We start from the raw sequence: 15,967 nt of genomic DNA, 5'->3' as shown, positions 1-15,967 counted from the left end.
GAACGAGCGCTGCGCCGGCGGCTGCCTTGTGGCACCCGCCGGCGTCAGCTGACTCGAGTCAAGCCTTCAGTTCAGACCGAAGGCAAAGACCTTCTGCGGCCCACCGGGGCTGATGAATGTGCCGCTGCCCCAGTACACCATGCCGTCGACGATCGACGGGCCGGCGTTGCAGGGAGCACCGCTGTTGTAGGACCAGAGAACCTGGCCCGACTTGGCGTTGAGTGCGTACATCGTGCCAGCGCCTAAGGCCAGGTTGCAGCCGAACACCACGTCGTTGGCGGCGCTCACGGCAGCTTCGGAACGGCTGCCCATGGGATCCTTGGTGGTCCACAGCACCGCGCCCGTCTTGCGGTCGAGCGCCGCCCAGCCACCGGCCGTCGTGACGCTGCCGTCCTTCAGAGTCCACGGCAGCGCACCGACACCGCCGCCGGCCGACGAGGGCCCGCTGTTGGCGACCGCGACGAAGATGCGGTTGCCATCGGTCGCCGATCCCCATTGCAGTCCGCCGGTGACACCGCCCGGCGCGACCTGGGTGGACCAGGCCAGTGCGCCGGTCTTGTGGTCGAAGGCCCAGAACATGCCGCTCTTCTGGCCCGCGCCGACCAGCCCGCCGCCCAGCCATATCGGCCCCTGCGCGAAGTCGTAGTCGGGGCCGGCAGTGGCCGGGTTGCCGTTCGGGCAGTTACCGTAGACGCCGGGGAACCATGGTCCGACGGTGAAGCCCGGCGTGTTGAGCCCGCAGGCCACGTTCCACACGTCCGGCGGCAGGCCGCGCCCGGCCCACTTCACGGCGCCGGTGGTCATGTCCATCGCGATGATCGAATCGAAGTGGTTGTCGGCGCTCATGCAGGCGGCCGCGGTGCCGCCGCCGCCGAGGCACTCGAGCACGATCTTCGGCACCGCATAGTTGTTGCCGGTGGCCATGAACACCTGGTTGCTCTTGATGTCCACGGCGCCGGTGCTGCCCCAGACCGCGCCGCCGAAGTAGCCGGCGGGCACGGTGTAGGTCTGCCACTTGATCGCGCCGGTCGCGACGTCCAGCGCCACCACGCTGCCGCGGAACTGCCATTGCCAGTATTCCGGCGGCACGAAGGCCGCGACCAATTCTTCGTTCGACGCGGTGCCGACGAAGGCGGTACCGTTGGCGACGATGGCCGAGTGGGTTACGAATGACAGCGCGGTCGTGTCGACCTGCGTGGACCAGAGCGGATTGCCGCTCGCCTTGTCGACAGCGAAGACACGCGCCGGCTGCGGATTCGGCTGCCCGAAGGCGGTGCCGAGAAACTTGCCACTCTGGTTGCCCAGGATCAGCGCGTTGCCGGCGATGGCCGGGGTGGCACGTGCAAAGTCGCCGGCGATGCCGGTGTAGTCGGAGATCGGCCGCTTCCAGACAAGGGCGCCGGTGATACGGTCGACCTTGTAGAGAAAGCCGGCCGAGTCGGGGAAGTAGAGGTACTGGCCTTCGACGGCCGGATTGGCCGTCACGTCGCCGGTGGTGGTCAGCGACCATTTCAGCTGGAGTCCGCCAACCGTCTTGGCGGTGATGCGTGTCTCGTCGGCCTGGAAACGCGAGTTCTTCAGGTCGTTGCCGGCGGCGGCCCAGCCCGGTTCGGCAAGCACCGGCGAGCCACACGCCATCAGACCCATGAAGGCCCCGAGGGCCACGATCGACAGCTTCTGCTTCCTCATCAGCGCTCTCCTCAAACGACGCATCGGGATCGACGCGAGCCTCGGCCCAGGTAGGTGCCGAAGTCGCCGCAGGCGACCGATGCGCCGCCTGGCGCGAACCGTTGAACTCGGAGGGAGATGGCGATCGATACCGCGCGATCTGACGATGGCAGCATGAGCAACGCTTGATTCTGCGGACCCGACCTATGCACCGCAAGTCATAGCCCGGGGCGACGATGCCCGAGTTCGGGCTCGGGTTAGTCACACCACAGCTGAACTTGCGCTTTCGCGCCAACGCGCCGCGTCGCGTGAGATCGGCGGCGTTACTCGCCGCCTGCCTGCGGCCTCAGCCCACAGTCGCCTCGTCGCTGCGCCGCTCGCCCCGGTTGTCGACCCAGGCGAGCGCGAGCCGGTCGCCGGTCTTCGCGTTCTTCAGCGTGAACTGCAGGAATGGGTTGCGCGAGACCGCCGGCCCCCACCATGCGCCGAGCACCGGATGGCCGTTGAGCCGCGCGCTGAACTCGGTGATGTGCCAAGCCGGGATCACGCGGCCCTGCTCGTCCTTGCGCTGGCCGCTTTCCATCTCGTGACTCAGCAGCGCGCGCACCACGGTGCCCTTGCCGGCGGACGCCTGGGCGCGCATCTTGATCGGGATCGCGGCCGGGTTCTTCACCGCGTCGGGGTCGGTGCCGCCGGCGCAGCCACCGGCGGTGACCCTCACCTCTCGCGTGGCGACGAAGGCGCGGCCGTCGGCCAGCAGCGCCAGCGCGTGCACGTTCGACGACTCCTGCATCTTGATGCGCAGCGAAACCGTGGGCTCGACCGCATCGCTCAGGGTGAAGACGGCCGACAGCAGCCCCGGGTTGCGCTCGACCAGCAGCGCCAGTTGCCGCACGCCGGGCAAGGTGCTCGAGAGCTGCAACGGCACCAGCGCGCCGTCTTCAGAGAGATCGGGCGCCTGCAGCGTGAGCTCCTTGCTCGGCAGCGCCGGACCGGTGGCGCCGAGCGCCTTGAGCACCTCGGCGATGTTGCGCGCCTCGAAGGCGCGTTGCGGCCAAGCGCCGGTCGCGGTCTGCGCGAAAGCCGGCCGCGGCAGCAGGAGGGCGCTGGCCGCGAGCGCGGCACTCTGGTTGAGCAGGAGGCGTCGAGTGGTCATCGGTCGATTGTCGACCGGCGCCTGCCGCCTTGCAGGCCGATGGTTTGGGCCCTGGCGACCGCCGTTGCCCAGTGGCTCACGCCGCCTGCGCCACCGGCCGGATGTTGGCCAGCATGTCGTCGACCAGTTCGTCGAGACCGAAGGCCGGCTGCCAGCCCCAGTCGGCGCGCGCGACGCTGTCGTCGATCGACTGCGGCCAGCTGGCGGCGATGGCCTGGCGGAAGTCGGGCGCGTAGTCGATCGCGAAGCTCGGCAGGCGCCGGCGGATCGCCGCCGCCAGCTCGGCCGGCGTGAAGCTCAGACCGGCAAGGTTGTAGGAGCCGCGCTCGCGGATCGCCTCGGCCGGCGCCTCCATCAACTCGATCGTGGCGCGCACCGCGTCGGGCATGTGCATCATCGGCAGGCGCGTGTCGGCGGCGAGGAACGAGGTGTAGCGGCCGTCGCGCCGGGCCGCGTGGAAGATGTCGATCGCGTAGTCGGTGGTGCCGCCGCCGGGCAAGGTGCGGTGGCTGATCAGTCCCGGATAGCGCAGGCTGCGCACGTCGACGCCATGCTTCTCGTGATACCAGCGACACCAGCCCTCGCCGGCCAGCTTGCTGATGCCGTAGATGGTGCCCGGGTCCATCACGGTCGCCTGTGGCGTGTTCTGCTGCGGCGTGCCCGGGCCGAAGGCGGCGATCGAGCTGGGCCAGAACACGCGCAGCCCCTTGTCCTTGGCCAGCTCGAGCACGTTGAGCAGGCTCTTCATGTTGAGGTTCCAGGCCCAGGCCGGATGCTGCTCGCCGCGCGCCGACAGCGCCGCCGCCAGCAGCCAGACCTGCGTGATGCCATGGCGCTCGATCTCGTGCTCGATGGCCTCGCGGTCGAGCGCGTCGATGCGCTCGTAGCGCAGGCCGGGCAGCGTCGACGCCGAGGTCGGCGCGATGTCGCTGGCGATCACGTTGGCAACGCCGTGGCGCTGCGCCAGCGCCTCGCTCAGTTCGGTGCCGAGCTGGCCGTTGGCGCCGATCAGCAGGATGCGGGTGGGCTTGTGGTTCATCTCTGCTTGCTCCTCACTTGACCAGGCCGAGTTCGAGGCCGGCCTGGCGGAATGCGGCGACCGCGCGCTGCAGTTGCTCGGGCTCGTGCGCGGCCGAGAGCTGGGTACGGATGCGCGCCTGCCCCTTGGGCACGACGGGGAAGAAGAAACCGACCGCATAGACGCCGAGCTCGAGCAATCGGGCCGAGAGCTGCTGCGCCTTGACCGCGTCGTAGACCATGATCGGCACGATCGGATGGTCGCCGGGCTTGATCTCGAAGCCGGCCTCGGTGATGGCCTGGCGGAACCAGCGCGTGTTGACTTCCAGCTTGTCGCGCAGCGCGGTGCTCTCGCTGATCAGGTCGAGCACCGCCAGCGAGGCACCCGCGATCGCCGGCATCAGCGTGTTGGAGAAAAGATAGGGCCGCGAGCGCTGGCGCAACAGCTCGACCACCTCGCGCGGGCCGGCGGTGAAGCCGCCCGAGGCGCCGCCGAGCGCCTTGCCGAGCGTGCCGGTGATGATGTCGACCCGGCTCTTGCCGCCCATCAGCAAGCCGCGGTGCTCGTGCGTGCCGCGGCCGGTGGCGCCCATGAAGCCGGAGGCATGGCATTCGTCGACGCCGAGCAGCGCGCCATGCTGGTCGCACAGCGCACGGATCCTGTCGAGCTGCGCCACCGTGCCGTCCATCGAGAACACGCCGTCGGTGAACACGAGCTTGAAGCGCGCGCCCGATTCGGAGGCCTCGCGCAGGCAGCGCTCGAGGTCGGCCATGTCGTTGTGCTTGTAGCGCCAGCGCTTGGCCTTGCACAGGCGGATGCCGTCGATGATCGAGGCATGGTTGAGCTCGTCGCTGATGATCGCGTCCTGCTCGCCGAGCAGCGGCTCGAACAGGCCGCCGTTGGCGTCGAAGGCGGCGGCGTAGAGGATCGCATCCTCGGTGCCGAGGAATTGCGCGATGCGCGCCTCGAGCTGCTTGTGCAGGTCCTGCGTGCCACAGATGAAGCGCACCGAGCTCATGCCGTAGCCATGCGTGCGCAGGGCCTCGTGGGCCGCCGCCACCACCCGCGGGTGCGAGGACAGGCCGAGGTAGTTGTTGGCGCAGAGGTTGATCAGCTCGCGGCCGTCGGCAGTGCGCACGACCGCGCCCTGCGGCGTGGCGATCACGCGCTCGCTCTTGAACAGGCCGGCTTCGCGGGTCTGGGCCAGCTCCTGCTGCAGGTGGGCGATGAGTTCGGTGCTCATGAGGAAGGGCTCCGGTGGACCGCGACTACACTCAGGCGGTCTCAGTCCTGTAAATCGAATTGTTGTTCAGTATATCGAACTGCGTTCGATCTTCAAGCCATGCCCCGAGCCACCGGCCGTAGCGCCGCCCCCGCCCCTGCCGAGCCACCACGCGTGGGCACCACGCTGGCCGCGTTGCGCCATGGCCAGGGTCTCTCGCTCGACGAGCTCTCGCGCCGGGCCGGGGTCAGCAAGTCGATGCTGTCGCAGATCGAACGCAACCAGGCCAACCCGACGGTGGCGGTGGTCTGGCGCCTGGCCAACGCGCTTGGCGTGGGCCTGAGCGACCTGCTCGAGGGCGGCAAGGCGGCGCCGCCGGCGATCGTCACCGTGCCGGCCCAGGCCACGCCCACGCTGCACAGCGCCGATGGCGGCCATGAGCTGCGCATCCTTGGCCCGATCGAACTGGCCGGAGCTTTCGAGTGGTACGAGTTGTTGCTGCAGCCCGGCGGCGCGCTGGTCTCGCAGCCGCACGAGCCCGGCTCGCGCGAGCACCTGACGGTGCTCGCCGGCAGCGTCGAGGTCAGCTCAGGCGACGACAGCCAGCGTCTCAAGCATGGCGAGACGGCGCGCTACGCGGTGGACCGCCCGCATGCGATCCGCAACCTGGGCAAGACGGTTGCCACGGCACTGCTGGTGGTGATCCACGGGTCCTAGCGCGCCCTTGGTGCCCGTCGCGCCGCCGGCAGCATCTGCGGCAGGCGCTCCATTCGCGATCGGGCCCACGCCAGCGCCAGCACCAGCAACACGAGGCCCACACCGACGAACAGTTCGGCAGGCACGTCGAGCCTCGCCACGAGCAGCACGATGCCGACCCAGAGCACGATGGCCGGCAGCATCAGGCCCATGCCGGCCAACGGGCCGGGCCGGCGCAGCCGCGACCAATCGCTGACGATGATCACCAGGCCCGCCGGCAACGCCAACGCGACGAACGCGCCGATGATGGCCCATGCGATGCCTGGCACGCGGCCGCCAAACAACCAGGCCATTGCAATCGCCGCGACGCCGATGATGAGCGCGCCCGACGCCAGGTGGTGAAGCGCCAGGTGGCGCACCAGCCAGCGGTTGAGCTCGGCCCGGCGCGGCAGGCCGGGCGCCAGCACCAGCAGCGCCTGCTCGCGGCGCGTTGTGTAGAGGGTCGACCGCAAGCCGACGAAGTAGCCGGTCCAGCCCAGCAACGCGCCGCCCGTCATGCCGCTGGCACCCTCGCGCGCCGCCTGGTCCAACTCGCCCTGCGGCAAAGGCACCAGCAGCATCAGCAGGCCCGGCAGCAGCATGCCGAGCATCAAGAGGTTGCCGGCCAAGGTCGACCAGTGCAGCGACGGCCCGAACACCATTGCCAGTCGCGCGCGGCTGCTGCTGTCCAGTCGCGCCAACAGACGCGCGAGCCAGAGGTGATAGCCCCAGTTGAAGCCCCGGTTGATGGCCGACCAGAACCGCGTTTTCGGCAGCACCTGCACCTCGGCTGCACCCCACTGCTGCAGGCTGTGTATGCGCTGCGACGCCGCGTAGCGCTTCAGGTGCCAGCTCTCGCCATGGCCGAGCAAGCAATGCGCACTGCACCAGCCGACAGCCGCCACCGCGGCGCCCAGCATCAGCAACTGCAGCGGCGGCAGGGCCAGCAGCGCGGCGACCGTCGGCACGGCAGCACGCAACGGCGTGATTGGCACCACGAGGAACCAGGCCCCCCATGCCAGCCAGGCGTGCAGCGGCCATGCCACCGCCCAGGCAAAGAACAGCGCGACCGCCGCCGTGGCGATGATGCAGGGCGCCACATGCCCAAGCAGAGCGCCAAGCAGCAGGCCGGCCACCAAGGCCACGACGGCCCAGCTCAGCAGGAACAGAAGGCGCAGGCGCCGGAGATGGCCCGGCACCAGCCGCGCGGCATTGGGATGGTTCTGCTGCAGCAGGCTGCTCGCCAGCATCCACCAGGCCGCCGCCAGCAGCAGCACGCCCAGCAGCGGCGGCGCCTGCCACCAGCGTAGCGGCGGAATCAGCAAGACCAGGATGACCGGCACCGCGGCGAGAAAGGCCAGCGTGATCCACAGCGTCCAGCGCGAGCCCTGATTGACGGTCTGCCACCACGGCGCGAGCAGCATCTGCCGCCACGGGACCAGAGGCAAGGCGCGGGTGGACGAGTTCATGCGGTGAGCTCCGCGTACAGATCCTCGAAGCCCACCTTCTCGACCAGCACAGCACCGGCCGGCGCCGGTGCCGGCGCATCGGCGGTGCAGCGCACCAGCAGCCGCAGGCGCTCGCCAGCGCCAGTGACCGGCATCCCGGCCAGGGGTTGCAGCGCCTGCGCCTGCATCAACGCGCGCACCTCGGCGGCCGGGCCGCTGAGGCGGCGGGTGGTCTCGATCAGCTCGTCGAGCGGCGCCTGCAGTGCGATCCGACCACGCGCAAGAAAGGCGACATTGAAGGCCACGCGCTCGAGGTCGGACAGGATGTGGGTGCTGAACACCACCGTGGTGCCGCGGTCGAGCACCTGCTCGACCAGCTCGCGCAGGAAGTCGCGTCGGCCCACCGGGTCGAGGCTGGCCACGGGCTCGTCGAGCACCAGCAGGTCGGGCTCGTGCGCGAGCGCACGGATGATCGACAAGCGCTGCTGTTGGCCGCCCGACAGTCGCGCAATCGGGAGGTTCCGGTCGATATCCCAGCGGGTCAGCAGCGCCTCGACCTTGGCCTCGTTCCAGCGTGGATAGAAGCTGCGAAAGTAGGCCAGCAACTGCGCGCCGGTGAGCCACGGGAACAGGTCGGAAGCTTGCGGCACGAAGCCGATGCGAGCGCGTGCCGCGTCGTCCAGCGCCGCCAGCGGCTGGCCGAACAGGCTCACGCTGCCCGAATCGACATCGCGCAACCCGAGCAGCGCTTCGAGCAGCGTCGTCTTGCCGGCGCCATTGCGACCGAGCAGGCCCACGACCTGGCCCGGCACCAGTTGCCAGTCGAGGCCGTCGATCACCGGCCGCTTGCCGTATCCGACGTGGAGCCCCTTGACCTCGACCGACGCGGCCGGCACGAACGGCGAAGCTGCGTGCAGCGAACTCGCCAGCGAGCCGCGCGCCGGCGGCGCATGAGTGGTGCTCACATTCATTCGTCGTTCCCCTTGCCTTCCCGAAGAATCTGGTCGAACAGCGCGACGGCGCGCGCCGATGAAAGCTCGAGCTGGCGAGCCTCCTGCGCGGCGCGCTCGAGCGTCGGTCTCAGCAGCAGGGCACGGTCGGCCAGCGCGGCGGCGCGCTTGTGCTGGGCCGCGACCACCATGCCCAGGCCGCGGCGCCGCTCCAGCGCGCCCTCGGCCTCGAGCAGGCTGTAGGCCTTGGAGACGGTCATCGGGTTCACCGCCAGCGACTGCGCGACGTCGCGCACCGAGGGCATCTCGTCGCCAGCGCGCAACTGCCCGCCCGCCACCAGCCGCCGCACCTGGTCGCTGAGCTGGCGGTAGATTGGCTCGGCGGAGCCGGTGGCCACCGAGAAGAGATCGAGAGGAGTCAAGTCGCGCCGTCGCTACTGTTGTGTATTAGTACAGTAATACACATGATTCACCATTGCAAGTCTCGCCGTTGCACGGACGCCGCGTTCGGTGCTGCCGCCCACGGCTTCCGGTAGTCTTGGCGGTTGCCGCCCGCCATCGCCCATGCCCGACCACGCCGACTCTCCCGCCTTCGAGCGCCCCTTCGTCTACGAAGCGCTGGCGACCAAGGCGCTGTACTTCTCGATCAGCGAGATCCAGAGCCGGATGCTGATCCTCGAGCCGGACGTGCTCGACCTCGAGTACACGCGGGTCATGATGGGTTTCCTGATGTTCGAGCCGCAGCCGCGGCGCATCGGGATGATCGGGCTCGGCGGAGGCTCGCTCGCCAAGTTCTGCTACCGCCACCTGCCGCAGGCGCACATCGAGGTGGTCGAGATCAACCCGCACGTGATCGAGCTGCGCGACGAGTTTCAGGTGCCGCCCGACGACCAGCGCTTCACGGTGGCATGCGGCTGCGGCGCGGCCTTCGTGCAGTCACCGTCGGCACCCTTCGACGTGCTGCTGGTCGACGGCTATGACCGCGACGGCCAGTCGACGCCACTGGCCAGCCAGCGCTTCTACGACGACTGCCGTGCCGCGCTCGGCGCGCGCGGCGTGATGGTCGCCAACCTGCACGCCGGCCACCCCGAGCACGCGCAGCAGCTCGAGCGCATCCGGCTCAGCTTTGGCGGCTCGGTGGTGACGGTGGGTGACGACGACTGCGGCAACAGCCTGGTCTTCGGCCTCAAGGGCCACCCGATCGACGGCCACACGCTCGGGCCGCTGGCGCGCCCCACCGGGCTCGACCGCCAAGCCTGGGCGCAGCTGATGCCTTCGTTCTCGCGGCTGGCGGCGGCGCTGCGCAACGAGCGCCTGCCGCCGCGGGTTCCCGACCTGGGATGAGATCCGGTCGCCGATGATCGCCTTCCTCGAAGCCAGCCGCGCCGGCCTGCTCGCCCGCCACCACTGGTTGCCGAACATCGTGGCCGGCCTGGTCGTCGGCGTGGTCGCCCTGCCGCTGGCGATGGCCTTCGCGATCGCCTCCGGCGCACGCCCCGAGCAGGGCCTCTACACAGCGATCATCGGCGGCCTGATGGTCTCGGTGCTCGGCGGCAGCCGGGTCCAGATCGCGGGGCCGACCGGCGCCTTCATCGCGATCCTCTCCGGCATCACCGCCCAGCACGGCATCGCCGGCCTGCAGCTGGCCACGCTGATGGCCGGCCTGATCCTGCTGCTGATGGGCATCGCCAAGCTGGGCGGCGTCATCAAGTTCATCCCGGCGCCGGTGATCGTCGGCTTCACGACCGGCATCGGCCTGATCATCTTCGTCGGCCAGTGGCAGTACTTTTTGGGCCTGCCCAAGGTCGAGGGCCTGCATTTCCACGACAAGCTGCTGAACCTGCTCGGCGTGCTGGCGCAGTTTCACTGGCCAACGCTCGCGCTCGGGCTGCTGAGCCTGGCGCTGGCGCTGTACTCATCGCGCATCCGCGGCCTGGCGCGCGTGCCCGGGCCACTGGTGGCGATGATCGTGGCAACCTTGCTGCAGGCGCTGCTGCAGTTGCCCGGCGTGGCAACCATCGGCAGCGCCTTCGGCGGCATCCCGCGCGGCCTGCCGGCACCGAGCTGGCCGAGCTTCAGCTTCGGCGACGTCATCACCCTGCTCGGGCCGGCGTTCACGATCGCGATGCTGGGCGCGATCGAGTCGCTGCTCTCGGCAGTGGTGGCCGACGGCATGGCCGGCACCAAGCACGACTCCAACCAGGAACTGATCGGCCAGGGCCTGGCCAACATCGCGGCGCCGCTGTTCGGCGGCTTCGCCGCGACCGGGGCGATCGCGCGCACCGCCACCAACATCCGCAACGGCGGCAACAGCCCGCTGGCCGGCATCGGCCACGCGCTGACGCTGGTGGCGGTGCTGCTGTTCCTGGCACCGCTGGCGGCCGACATCCCGCTCACCGCGCTGGCCGCGATCCTGTTCGTCGTGGCCTGGAACATGAGCGACCTCGGGCATTTCAGACACCTCCTGCTGCGGGCACCGCGCGCCGACAGCGCGATCCTCGTCATCACCTTCCTGCTGACGGTGTTCGCCGACCTGGTGGTGGCGGTCAACGTCGGCGTGATCCTGGCGATCCTGCAGTTCATTCGCCGCATGTCGTCCGCGGTCGAGGTGCAGCAACTCGGCAAGAACGACCTGCAGAGCGAGCTTGACCAGCAGGGCCACGCCGACCTGCCACCGGGCGTGCTGGTCTACGAGATCGACGGGCCCTTCTTCTTCGGCGCGGTCGAGAAGTTCGAAGCCTCGCTGGCGCAGACCCACACCGACCCGCGGGTGCTGATCCTGCGGCTGCGACGCGTGCCGTTCATCGACATGAGCGGCCTGCTGACGCTCGACGAGGTGATCCGCAAGCTGCACAAGCGCGGCGTGCGAGTGATGCTGTGCGAGGCCAACGAGAGGGTGCGCGGCAAGATGTCCAAAGCCGGTCTGCTGGACCTGCTCGGCGCAGAGCACTACGCCGAGCAGTTCGCGCCGCTGCTGCAGCGCGCGGCGGCCGACGCGACTCAAAGCCCGGAGTGAAGCATGGACCACGAGCACGACGAGATTGCATCGAGGCTGCTGGGCAAGCCCTTCGAGGCGCTGGACGCGCGGGCCCAGAAGGTGGCACGCCACATCGCGGGACGGACCCACATCGCGCGCGACCTCACGCAGGATTACGATGCGCGCCCCGGCCTCGGCCAACGCGCCGCCGACGCGGTGGCATCCTTCGGCGGCTCGTGGACCTTCGTCGGCCTGTTCGCTGCGGCGATGCTGCTCTGGGTCGGGCTCAACGCCTTTCTGCTGATGAACCACGGCAAGACCTTCGATCCCTACCCGTACATCCTGCTCAACCTGTTCCTGTCGATGCTGGCCGCGATCCAGGCGCCCATCATCCTGATGTCTCAGAACCGGCAGTCCGAAAAGGACCGCTTGACCACCGCGCACGACTACGAGGTCAACCTGAAGGCCGAACTCGAGATCATGCTGCTGCACCAGAAGATTGATGCGCTGCGCGAGCAGCAGTGGGACGATCTGCTGAAGCTCCAGCAACAGCAACTGGCGCTGCTGACCGCATTGGCCGACAAGGGCAAGCCGGCGGTCGGCAGCTAGGGCCCGCCGATGGTCGCGGTCGCAGGAGACGGTGCGCCGGGCGGCCGCCGACGCACCGGCAGGCGCAGAGACAATGCGAACATGACCAGCATCCGCGCCGGCGGCCACGGCGCGCGATGATCCCTCACAAGAGAAAGCATTCAGCGGTGTCCCGACTCTCCGTACTCCCCCAGTACCTGCTGCCCAAGCGGGCGCTCACCGCGTTTGCCGGCCGCGTGGCGCGCAGCGAGGGCGGCGCCCTCACCACCTACTTGGTCCGCTGGTTCGTGCGGCGCTACGGGGTGCAGATGGATGAAGCGCTGCATCCCGACCCGGCCGCCTACAGGAGCTTCAACGAGTTCTTCACGCGACCGCTGCGACCCGGCGCGCGCACCATCGCGCGTGCCGACTTGGTCTGCCCGGTCGACGGCGCGATCAGCCAGTGCGGCCGCATCGAGCACGACCAGATCTTCCAGGCCAAGGGCCACCACTACTCGACCACCGCGCTGCTCGGCGGCGACGCAGCCATGGCGCGGCACTTCGAGGACGGCGTGTTCGCCACGATCTACCTGAGCCCGAAGGACTACCACCGCATCCACATGCCCTGCACCGGCCGCCTGCAGCGCATGGTCTACGTGCCGGGCGAACTGTTCTCGGTGAACCCGACGACCGCGCGCGGCGTGCCGGGCCTGTTCGCGCGCAACGAGCGCGTGGTCTGCCTGTTCGACGGCGAGCGCGGCCCCTTCGTGATGGTGCTGGTCGGCGCGACGATCGTCGGCAGCATGGCCACCACCTGGCACGGCGTGGTCAACCCGCCGCGCACCCCGGACATTCGCCAGTGGGACTACGAGGCGCAGCCGCTGCGCCTGGAACAGGGCGCCGAGATGGGCCGCTTCCTGCTGGGCTCGACCGTCGTGCTGCTGTTCCCGAAGGACGCCGCCCGCCTGGCCACCGACTGGACGGCCGAGCGCGCCGTGCGGCTGGGCGAGGCGATGGGTACCTGGGCCACCGTGGGCTACTGAGCGCGCGGCGGCATTTCCACACCGCCAACGAAAACGCCACCCGAAGGTGGCGGAAATCGTTGATCTTCTTGGTGGGCGGTGCAGGGTTTGAACCTGCGACCCCTGCCGTGTGAAGGCAGTGCTCTACCGCTGAGCTAACCGCCCGGAATGTTGCGGATCGTTCCGGATTCGCGAGCGGGCAGCGCCATCTCGCGAGCCGCAGATTATGCCACAAGCGGCGCGGCCGGAGCTCAGTCGCCGAGCACCTTCCACCTGCTCTTGCCGCCGCTGGCCTTGTCGAGTTCGGCCAGCATCGCGGCATGGGCCTCGAGTTCGAGCGCGCTCGGCTCGATGACCGGCGGGCTGAAGGAAGCGAGGTCGACCTCGACCAGCGCGACCTCGCCGTTCTGCGCGCCGCCGCCATCGGCCGCGTCGATCACCAGCGAATCCTGGCCGCGCGTCATGCGGATGTAGACCTCGGCCAGCAGCCCGGCGTCGAGCAGCGCACCGTGCAGGCTCCGATTGCTGTTGTCGACCTCGAGCCGCTTGCACAGCGCATCGAGCGAGTTGCTCTTGCCGGGGAACATCTCGCGCGCCATCGTCAGGCTGTCGACCACGCCGGCCACGTGGCGGGTGAAGGGCTGGCGGCCCAGGCGCTTGAGTTCCTCGTCGAGGAAGCCGAGGTCGAAGGTGGCGTTGTGGATGATGATCTCGGCGCCCTGCACGTACTCGAGCAGTTCCTCGACTACCGCCGCGAACCTGGGCTTGTCGGCCAGGAACTCGTCGGTCAGGCCGTGGACCTTGATCGCGTCCTCGTGGCTCTTGCGCTCGGGGTTCAGATAGAAGTGCAGATTGCGGCCGCTGTAGCGCCGGTTCACCAGTTCCACGCAACCGATCTCGATGACGCGGTCGCCGTTCTCCGGACTGAGGCCGGTGGTTTCGGTGTCGAGGAAGACTTGCCTGGACATCTCAGTGGTTCTCTTTTGCGTGGTTGATCGAGTACTTCGGGATCTCCACCACCACGTCGGTCTGCGACAGGATCGCCTGGCAGCTCAGCCGCGAATTGGGCTCCAGGCCCCAGGCGCGGTCGAGCAGGTCTTCCTCGCTCTCGTCCATCTCGCCGAGCGAATTGAAGCCCTCGCGCACGATCACGTGGCAGGTGGTGCAGGCGCAGCTCATGTCGCAGGCGTGCTCGATCTTGATGTCGTGCTCGAGCAGCGCCTCGCAGATCGAGGTACCCGGGTCGGCCTGCACGGTCGCGCCCTCGGGGCAGTACTCGGGGTGCGGCAGGATGCGGATGGTGGTCATCGCGGTGCTGTTCAGAGTTCGTCGAGCCGGCGCCCCGACAAGGCCTGGCGGATACCGCGATTCATGCGGCGCGCGGCAAAGGCCTCGGTCGCGTCGGCCAGCGCCTTGGTCGCGGCCTCGATGGCGGCGGGCTCGGTGCTGTCGGTGTGTGCGGCCTCCAACGCGGCGATGTCGGCATCGATCAGCGCACGCTCCTCGGCGTCGAGCAGATCGCCATCGGCCGCCAGCGCCGAGCGCGTCGCCAGCACCAGCCGCTGCGCGTCGACCCTGGCCTCGCGCAGCGCGCGGTCGCGCATGTCGCCCTCGGCGGTGGCAAAGCCTTCCTGGAGCATCTGCGCGATCTGCTCGTCGGCCAGGCCATAGCTCGGCTTGACCACCACGCTGGCCTCGACACCGGAGCCCAGTTCGCGCGCGCTGACGCTGAGCAGCCCGTCGGCGTCGACCGTGAAGCTGACGCGGATGCGCGCCGCACCGGCCACCATCGGCGGGATGCCGCGCAGTTCGAAGCGCGCCAGCGAGCGGCACAGCTCGACCTGCTCGCGCTCGCCCTGCACCACGTGCACCGCGAGCGCGGTCTGGCCGTCCTGGTAGGTCGTGAAGTCCTGGCCGCGCGCGGTCGGGATCGGGCTGTTGCGCGGGATGATGCGTTCGACCAGGCCGCCCATCGTTTCGATGCCCAGCGAAAGCGGCGTCACGTCGAGCAGCAGCAATTCACCGTCGCGGCCATGGCCGGCGAGCTGGTTAGCCTGGATCGCAGCGCCGAGCGCGACCACCTCGTCGGGGTTCAGGTTGGTCAGCGGCGCGCGGCCGAAGAAGGCCTCGACCGCGGCGCGCACCACCGGCATGCGGGTCGAACCGCCGACCAGCACCACGCCCTGCACTTCCTCGCGGCCGACCTTGGCGTCGCGCAGCACCTTGCGCATCAGGTCGACGGTGCGCTGGGTCAGCGGCGCGGTCGCGGCCTCGAACTCGGCACGCGTGAGAGCAGAGTCGATGCGGCCGGCCTTGAGGCCGATCTGCGCGCGCGCGTCGGCTTCGACGCTGAGCTGTTGCTTGATCGCGCGCGCCTCGCGCAGCACCGCTCGCTTGTCGTGCGCGTCGACCGCGCTCAATCCCGGTAGGCCCGCCTTCGAGAGCAACAGTTCGGCCACGCGCTCGTCGTAGTCGTCGCCGCCGAGCGCCGAGTCGCCGCCGGTCGCGACCACCTCGAACACGCCCTTGGCCAGGCGCAGCAGCGAGATGTCGAAGGTGCCGCCGCCGAGGTCGTAGATCGCGTAGAGGCCCTCGCTGCCGTTCTCCAGCCCGTAGGCGATCGCGGCCGCGGTCGGCTCGTTGATCAGGCGCAGCACGTTCAGCCCGGCCAGTTGCGCCGCGTCCTTGGTGGCCTGGCGCTGGGCATCGTCGAAATAGGCCGGCACCGTGATGACGGCACCGAAGAGCTCGTCGGTGTCGAAGCTGTCCTCGGCGCGCTGACGGAGCGTGGCGAGGATCTCGGCCGAGACCTCGACCGGACTTTTCACGCCGGCGCGGGTGTGCAGCGCCAGCATGCCGGGCCGGTCTTCGAAGCGGTAGGGCAGCTTGTCGGCACCGGCCACGTCGGCCAGCGCGCGACCCATGAAGCGCTTGACCGAGACCACGGTGTGCTCGGGGTCGTCGGCCTGCGCCGCGAGCGCATCGAAGCCGATCGCGCGCCGCCGTTCGTCGAGATAGCGCACCGCCGAGGGCAGGATCACGCGGCCCTGCGCATCGGGCAGGCATTCGGCAACGCCGGAGCGCACCGCGGCCACCAGCGAGTGGGTCGTGCCGAGGTCGATGCCGACGGCGATGCGGCGCTGGTGCGGGTCCGGCGACTGGCCGGGTTCGGAGATCTGGAGCAGGGCCATGATGAACGGGGAA

The 15,967-nt window shown here is 69.4% G+C and carries 15 protein-coding genes and 1 tRNA gene; 5 read left to right on the top strand and 11 right to left on the bottom strand.

Features of this window, described 5'->3' with window-relative positions; all coding sequences use genetic code 11:
* Positions 1 to 66 precede the first annotated feature (66 nt).
* From EV670_RS10395 to kbl, 4 genes are all read right to left on the bottom strand, one after another.
* Entirely contained in the window at positions 67 to 1,689 is a 1,623-nt protein-coding gene (locus EV670_RS10395; RefSeq protein ID WP_165393295.1) for an outer membrane protein assembly factor BamB family protein, read from the bottom strand.
* Between the two features lie 325 nt (positions 1,690 to 2,014).
* Positions 2,015 to 2,824 (bottom strand): thiosulfate oxidation carrier protein SoxY, encoded by an 810-nt coding sequence (gene soxY / locus EV670_RS18965; protein ID WP_341274606.1) that lies wholly within the window; start codon positions 2,822 to 2,824, stop codon positions 2,015 to 2,017.
* A 76-nt stretch (positions 2,825 to 2,900) separates the two neighbouring features.
* Entirely contained in the window at positions 2,901 to 3,863 is a 963-nt protein-coding gene (locus EV670_RS10380) for an NAD-dependent epimerase/dehydratase family protein (RefSeq protein WP_130431799.1), read from the bottom strand.
* A gap of 13 nt (positions 3,864 to 3,876) precedes the next feature.
* Entirely contained in the window at positions 3,877 to 5,085 is a 1,209-nt protein-coding gene (gene kbl, locus EV670_RS10375) for a glycine C-acetyltransferase (RefSeq protein WP_130431798.1), read from the bottom strand.
* Between the two features lie 99 nt (positions 5,086 to 5,184).
* Between kbl and EV670_RS10370 the strand changes: the two genes are divergently transcribed.
* The gene (locus tag EV670_RS10370) at positions 5,185 to 5,781 is read left to right on the top strand and encodes a helix-turn-helix domain-containing protein (RefSeq protein WP_130431797.1); all 597 of its coding nucleotides are present in this window, start codon (positions 5,185 to 5,187) and stop codon (positions 5,779 to 5,781) included.
* On the opposite strand, the gene EV670_RS10365 is transcribed toward EV670_RS10370, so the two are convergent.
* Genes EV670_RS10365 through EV670_RS10355 form a run of 3 tightly spaced genes read right to left on the bottom strand, consistent with a single transcriptional unit; the run spans position 5,778 to position 8,595 of the window.
* On the bottom strand, positions 5,778 to 7,268 hold the full coding sequence (locus EV670_RS10365) for a hypothetical protein (protein WP_130431796.1): 1,491 nt from the start codon (positions 7,266 to 7,268) through the stop codon (positions 5,778 to 5,780). The genes EV670_RS10370 and EV670_RS10365 overlap by 4 nt on opposite strands.
* Positions 7,265 to 8,218, bottom strand: coding sequence for an ABC transporter ATP-binding protein (locus EV670_RS10360; RefSeq protein WP_130431795.1), 954 nt, complete (start codon positions 8,216 to 8,218; stop codon positions 7,265 to 7,267). Before EV670_RS10360 ends, EV670_RS10365 begins: the two co-directional genes overlap by 4 nt.
* Complete coding sequence (locus EV670_RS10355; protein ID WP_242616914.1) at positions 8,215 to 8,595, bottom strand: GntR family transcriptional regulator; 381 nt, start codon at positions 8,593 to 8,595, stop codon at positions 8,215 to 8,217. Before EV670_RS10355 ends, EV670_RS10360 begins: the two co-directional genes overlap by 4 nt.
* 166 nt (positions 8,596 to 8,761) lie before the next feature.
* Between EV670_RS10355 and EV670_RS10350 the strand changes: the two genes are divergently transcribed.
* The 4 genes from EV670_RS10350 to asd all read left to right on the top strand — a co-directional run bounded on the left by EV670_RS10350 (position 8,762) and on the right by asd (position 12,784).
* Positions 8,762 to 9,541 carry a spermine/spermidine synthase domain-containing protein gene (locus EV670_RS10350; protein ID WP_130431793.1) on the top strand — a complete coding sequence of 260 codons (780 nt, stop codon included), beginning with the start codon at positions 8,762 to 8,764 and terminating at the stop codon, positions 9,539 to 9,541.
* 13 nt (positions 9,542 to 9,554) lie between these two features.
* The gene (locus tag EV670_RS10345; protein WP_130431792.1) at positions 9,555 to 11,213 is read left to right on the top strand and encodes a SulP family inorganic anion transporter; all 1,659 of its coding nucleotides are present in this window, start codon (positions 9,555 to 9,557) and stop codon (positions 11,211 to 11,213) included.
* A 3-nt stretch (positions 11,214 to 11,216) separates the two neighbouring features.
* Complete coding sequence (locus EV670_RS10340; RefSeq protein WP_130431791.1) at positions 11,217 to 11,783, top strand: DUF1003 domain-containing protein; 567 nt, start codon at positions 11,217 to 11,219, stop codon at positions 11,781 to 11,783.
* Between the two features lie 116 nt (positions 11,784 to 11,899).
* A complete protein-coding gene (gene asd / locus EV670_RS10335) occupies positions 11,900 to 12,784 on the top strand; it encodes an archaetidylserine decarboxylase (protein WP_130431790.1) in 885 nt (294 codons plus the stop codon).
* Positions 12,785 to 12,853: 69 nt separating this feature from the next.
* On the opposite strand, the gene EV670_RS10330 is transcribed toward asd, so the two are convergent.
* The 4 genes from EV670_RS10330 to hscA all read right to left on the bottom strand — a co-directional run bounded on the left by EV670_RS10330 (position 12,854) and on the right by hscA (position 15,954).
* Positions 12,854 to 12,928 (bottom strand) — tRNA-Val (locus tag EV670_RS10330).
* An 86-nt stretch (positions 12,929 to 13,014) separates the two neighbouring features.
* Positions 13,015 to 13,731 carry a DNA polymerase III subunit epsilon gene (gene dnaQ / locus EV670_RS10325; protein ID WP_130431789.1) on the bottom strand — a complete coding sequence of 239 codons (717 nt, stop codon included), beginning with the start codon at positions 13,729 to 13,731 and terminating at the stop codon, positions 13,015 to 13,017.
* 1 nt (position 13,732) lies between these two features.
* Positions 13,733 to 14,071: an ISC system 2Fe-2S type ferredoxin gene (gene fdx / locus EV670_RS10320; protein WP_130431788.1), complete on the bottom strand. Its 339-nt coding sequence runs from the start codon at positions 14,069 to 14,071 to the stop codon at positions 13,733 to 13,735.
* Positions 14,072 to 14,082: 11 nt separating this feature from the next.
* Entirely contained in the window at positions 14,083 to 15,954 is a 1,872-nt protein-coding gene (gene hscA, locus EV670_RS10315) for a Fe-S protein assembly chaperone HscA (protein ID WP_130431787.1), read from the bottom strand.
* Between the last annotated feature and the right edge of the window lie 13 nt (positions 15,955 to 15,967).

Origin of the sequence: Rivibacter subsaxonicus (assembly GCF_004217215.1) — a bacterium.
Taxonomy (GTDB): domain Bacteria; phylum Pseudomonadota; class Gammaproteobacteria; order Burkholderiales; family Burkholderiaceae_C; genus Rivibacter; species Rivibacter subsaxonicus.
The sequence above is the reverse complement of the archived record's forward strand: the minus strand, read 5'-3'. Positions and strand labels throughout refer to the sequence as shown.

What these genes read in the sequence shown, in the direction of transcription:
- EV670_RS10395 (WP_165393295.1), bottom strand. Translation starts at nt 1,689, where the DNA reads ATGAGGAAGCAGAAGCTGTCGATCGTGGCCCTCGGGGCCTTCATGGGT.
- soxY (WP_341274606.1), bottom strand. Translation starts at nt 2,824, where the DNA reads ATGACCACTCGACGCCTCCTGCTCAACCAGAGTGCCGCGCTCGCGGCC.
- EV670_RS10380 (WP_130431799.1), bottom strand. Translation starts at nt 3,863, where the DNA reads ATGAACCACAAGCCCACCCGCATCCTGCTGATCGGCGCCAACGGCCAG.
- kbl (WP_130431798.1), bottom strand. Translation starts at nt 5,085, where the DNA reads ATGAGCACCGAACTCATCGCCCACCTGCAGCAGGAGCTGGCCCAGACC.
- EV670_RS10370 (WP_130431797.1), top strand. Translation starts at nt 5,185, where the DNA reads ATGCCCCGAGCCACCGGCCGTAGCGCCGCCCCCGCCCCTGCCGAGCCA.
- EV670_RS10365 (WP_130431796.1), bottom strand. Translation starts at nt 7,268, where the DNA reads ATGAACTCGTCCACCCGCGCCTTGCCTCTGGTCCCGTGGCGGCAGATG.
- EV670_RS10360 (WP_130431795.1), bottom strand. Translation starts at nt 8,218, where the DNA reads ATGAATGTGAGCACCACTCATGCGCCGCCGGCGCGCGGCTCGCTGGCG.
- EV670_RS10350 (WP_130431793.1), top strand. Translation starts at nt 8,762, where the DNA reads ATGCCCGACCACGCCGACTCTCCCGCCTTCGAGCGCCCCTTCGTCTAC.
- EV670_RS10345 (WP_130431792.1), top strand. Translation starts at nt 9,555, where the DNA reads ATGATCGCCTTCCTCGAAGCCAGCCGCGCCGGCCTGCTCGCCCGCCAC.
- EV670_RS10340 (WP_130431791.1), top strand. Translation starts at nt 11,217, where the DNA reads ATGGACCACGAGCACGACGAGATTGCATCGAGGCTGCTGGGCAAGCCC.
- asd (WP_130431790.1), top strand. Translation starts at nt 11,900, where the DNA reads ATGATCCCTCACAAGAGAAAGCATTCAGCGGTGTCCCGACTCTCCGTA.
- dnaQ (WP_130431789.1), bottom strand. Translation starts at nt 13,731, where the DNA reads ATGTCCAGGCAAGTCTTCCTCGACACCGAAACCACCGGCCTCAGTCCG.
- fdx (WP_130431788.1), bottom strand. Translation starts at nt 14,071, where the DNA reads ATGACCACCATCCGCATCCTGCCGCACCCCGAGTACTGCCCCGAGGGC.
- hscA (WP_130431787.1), bottom strand. Translation starts at nt 15,954, where the DNA reads ATGGCCCTGCTCCAGATCTCCGAACCCGGCCAGTCGCCGGACCCGCAC.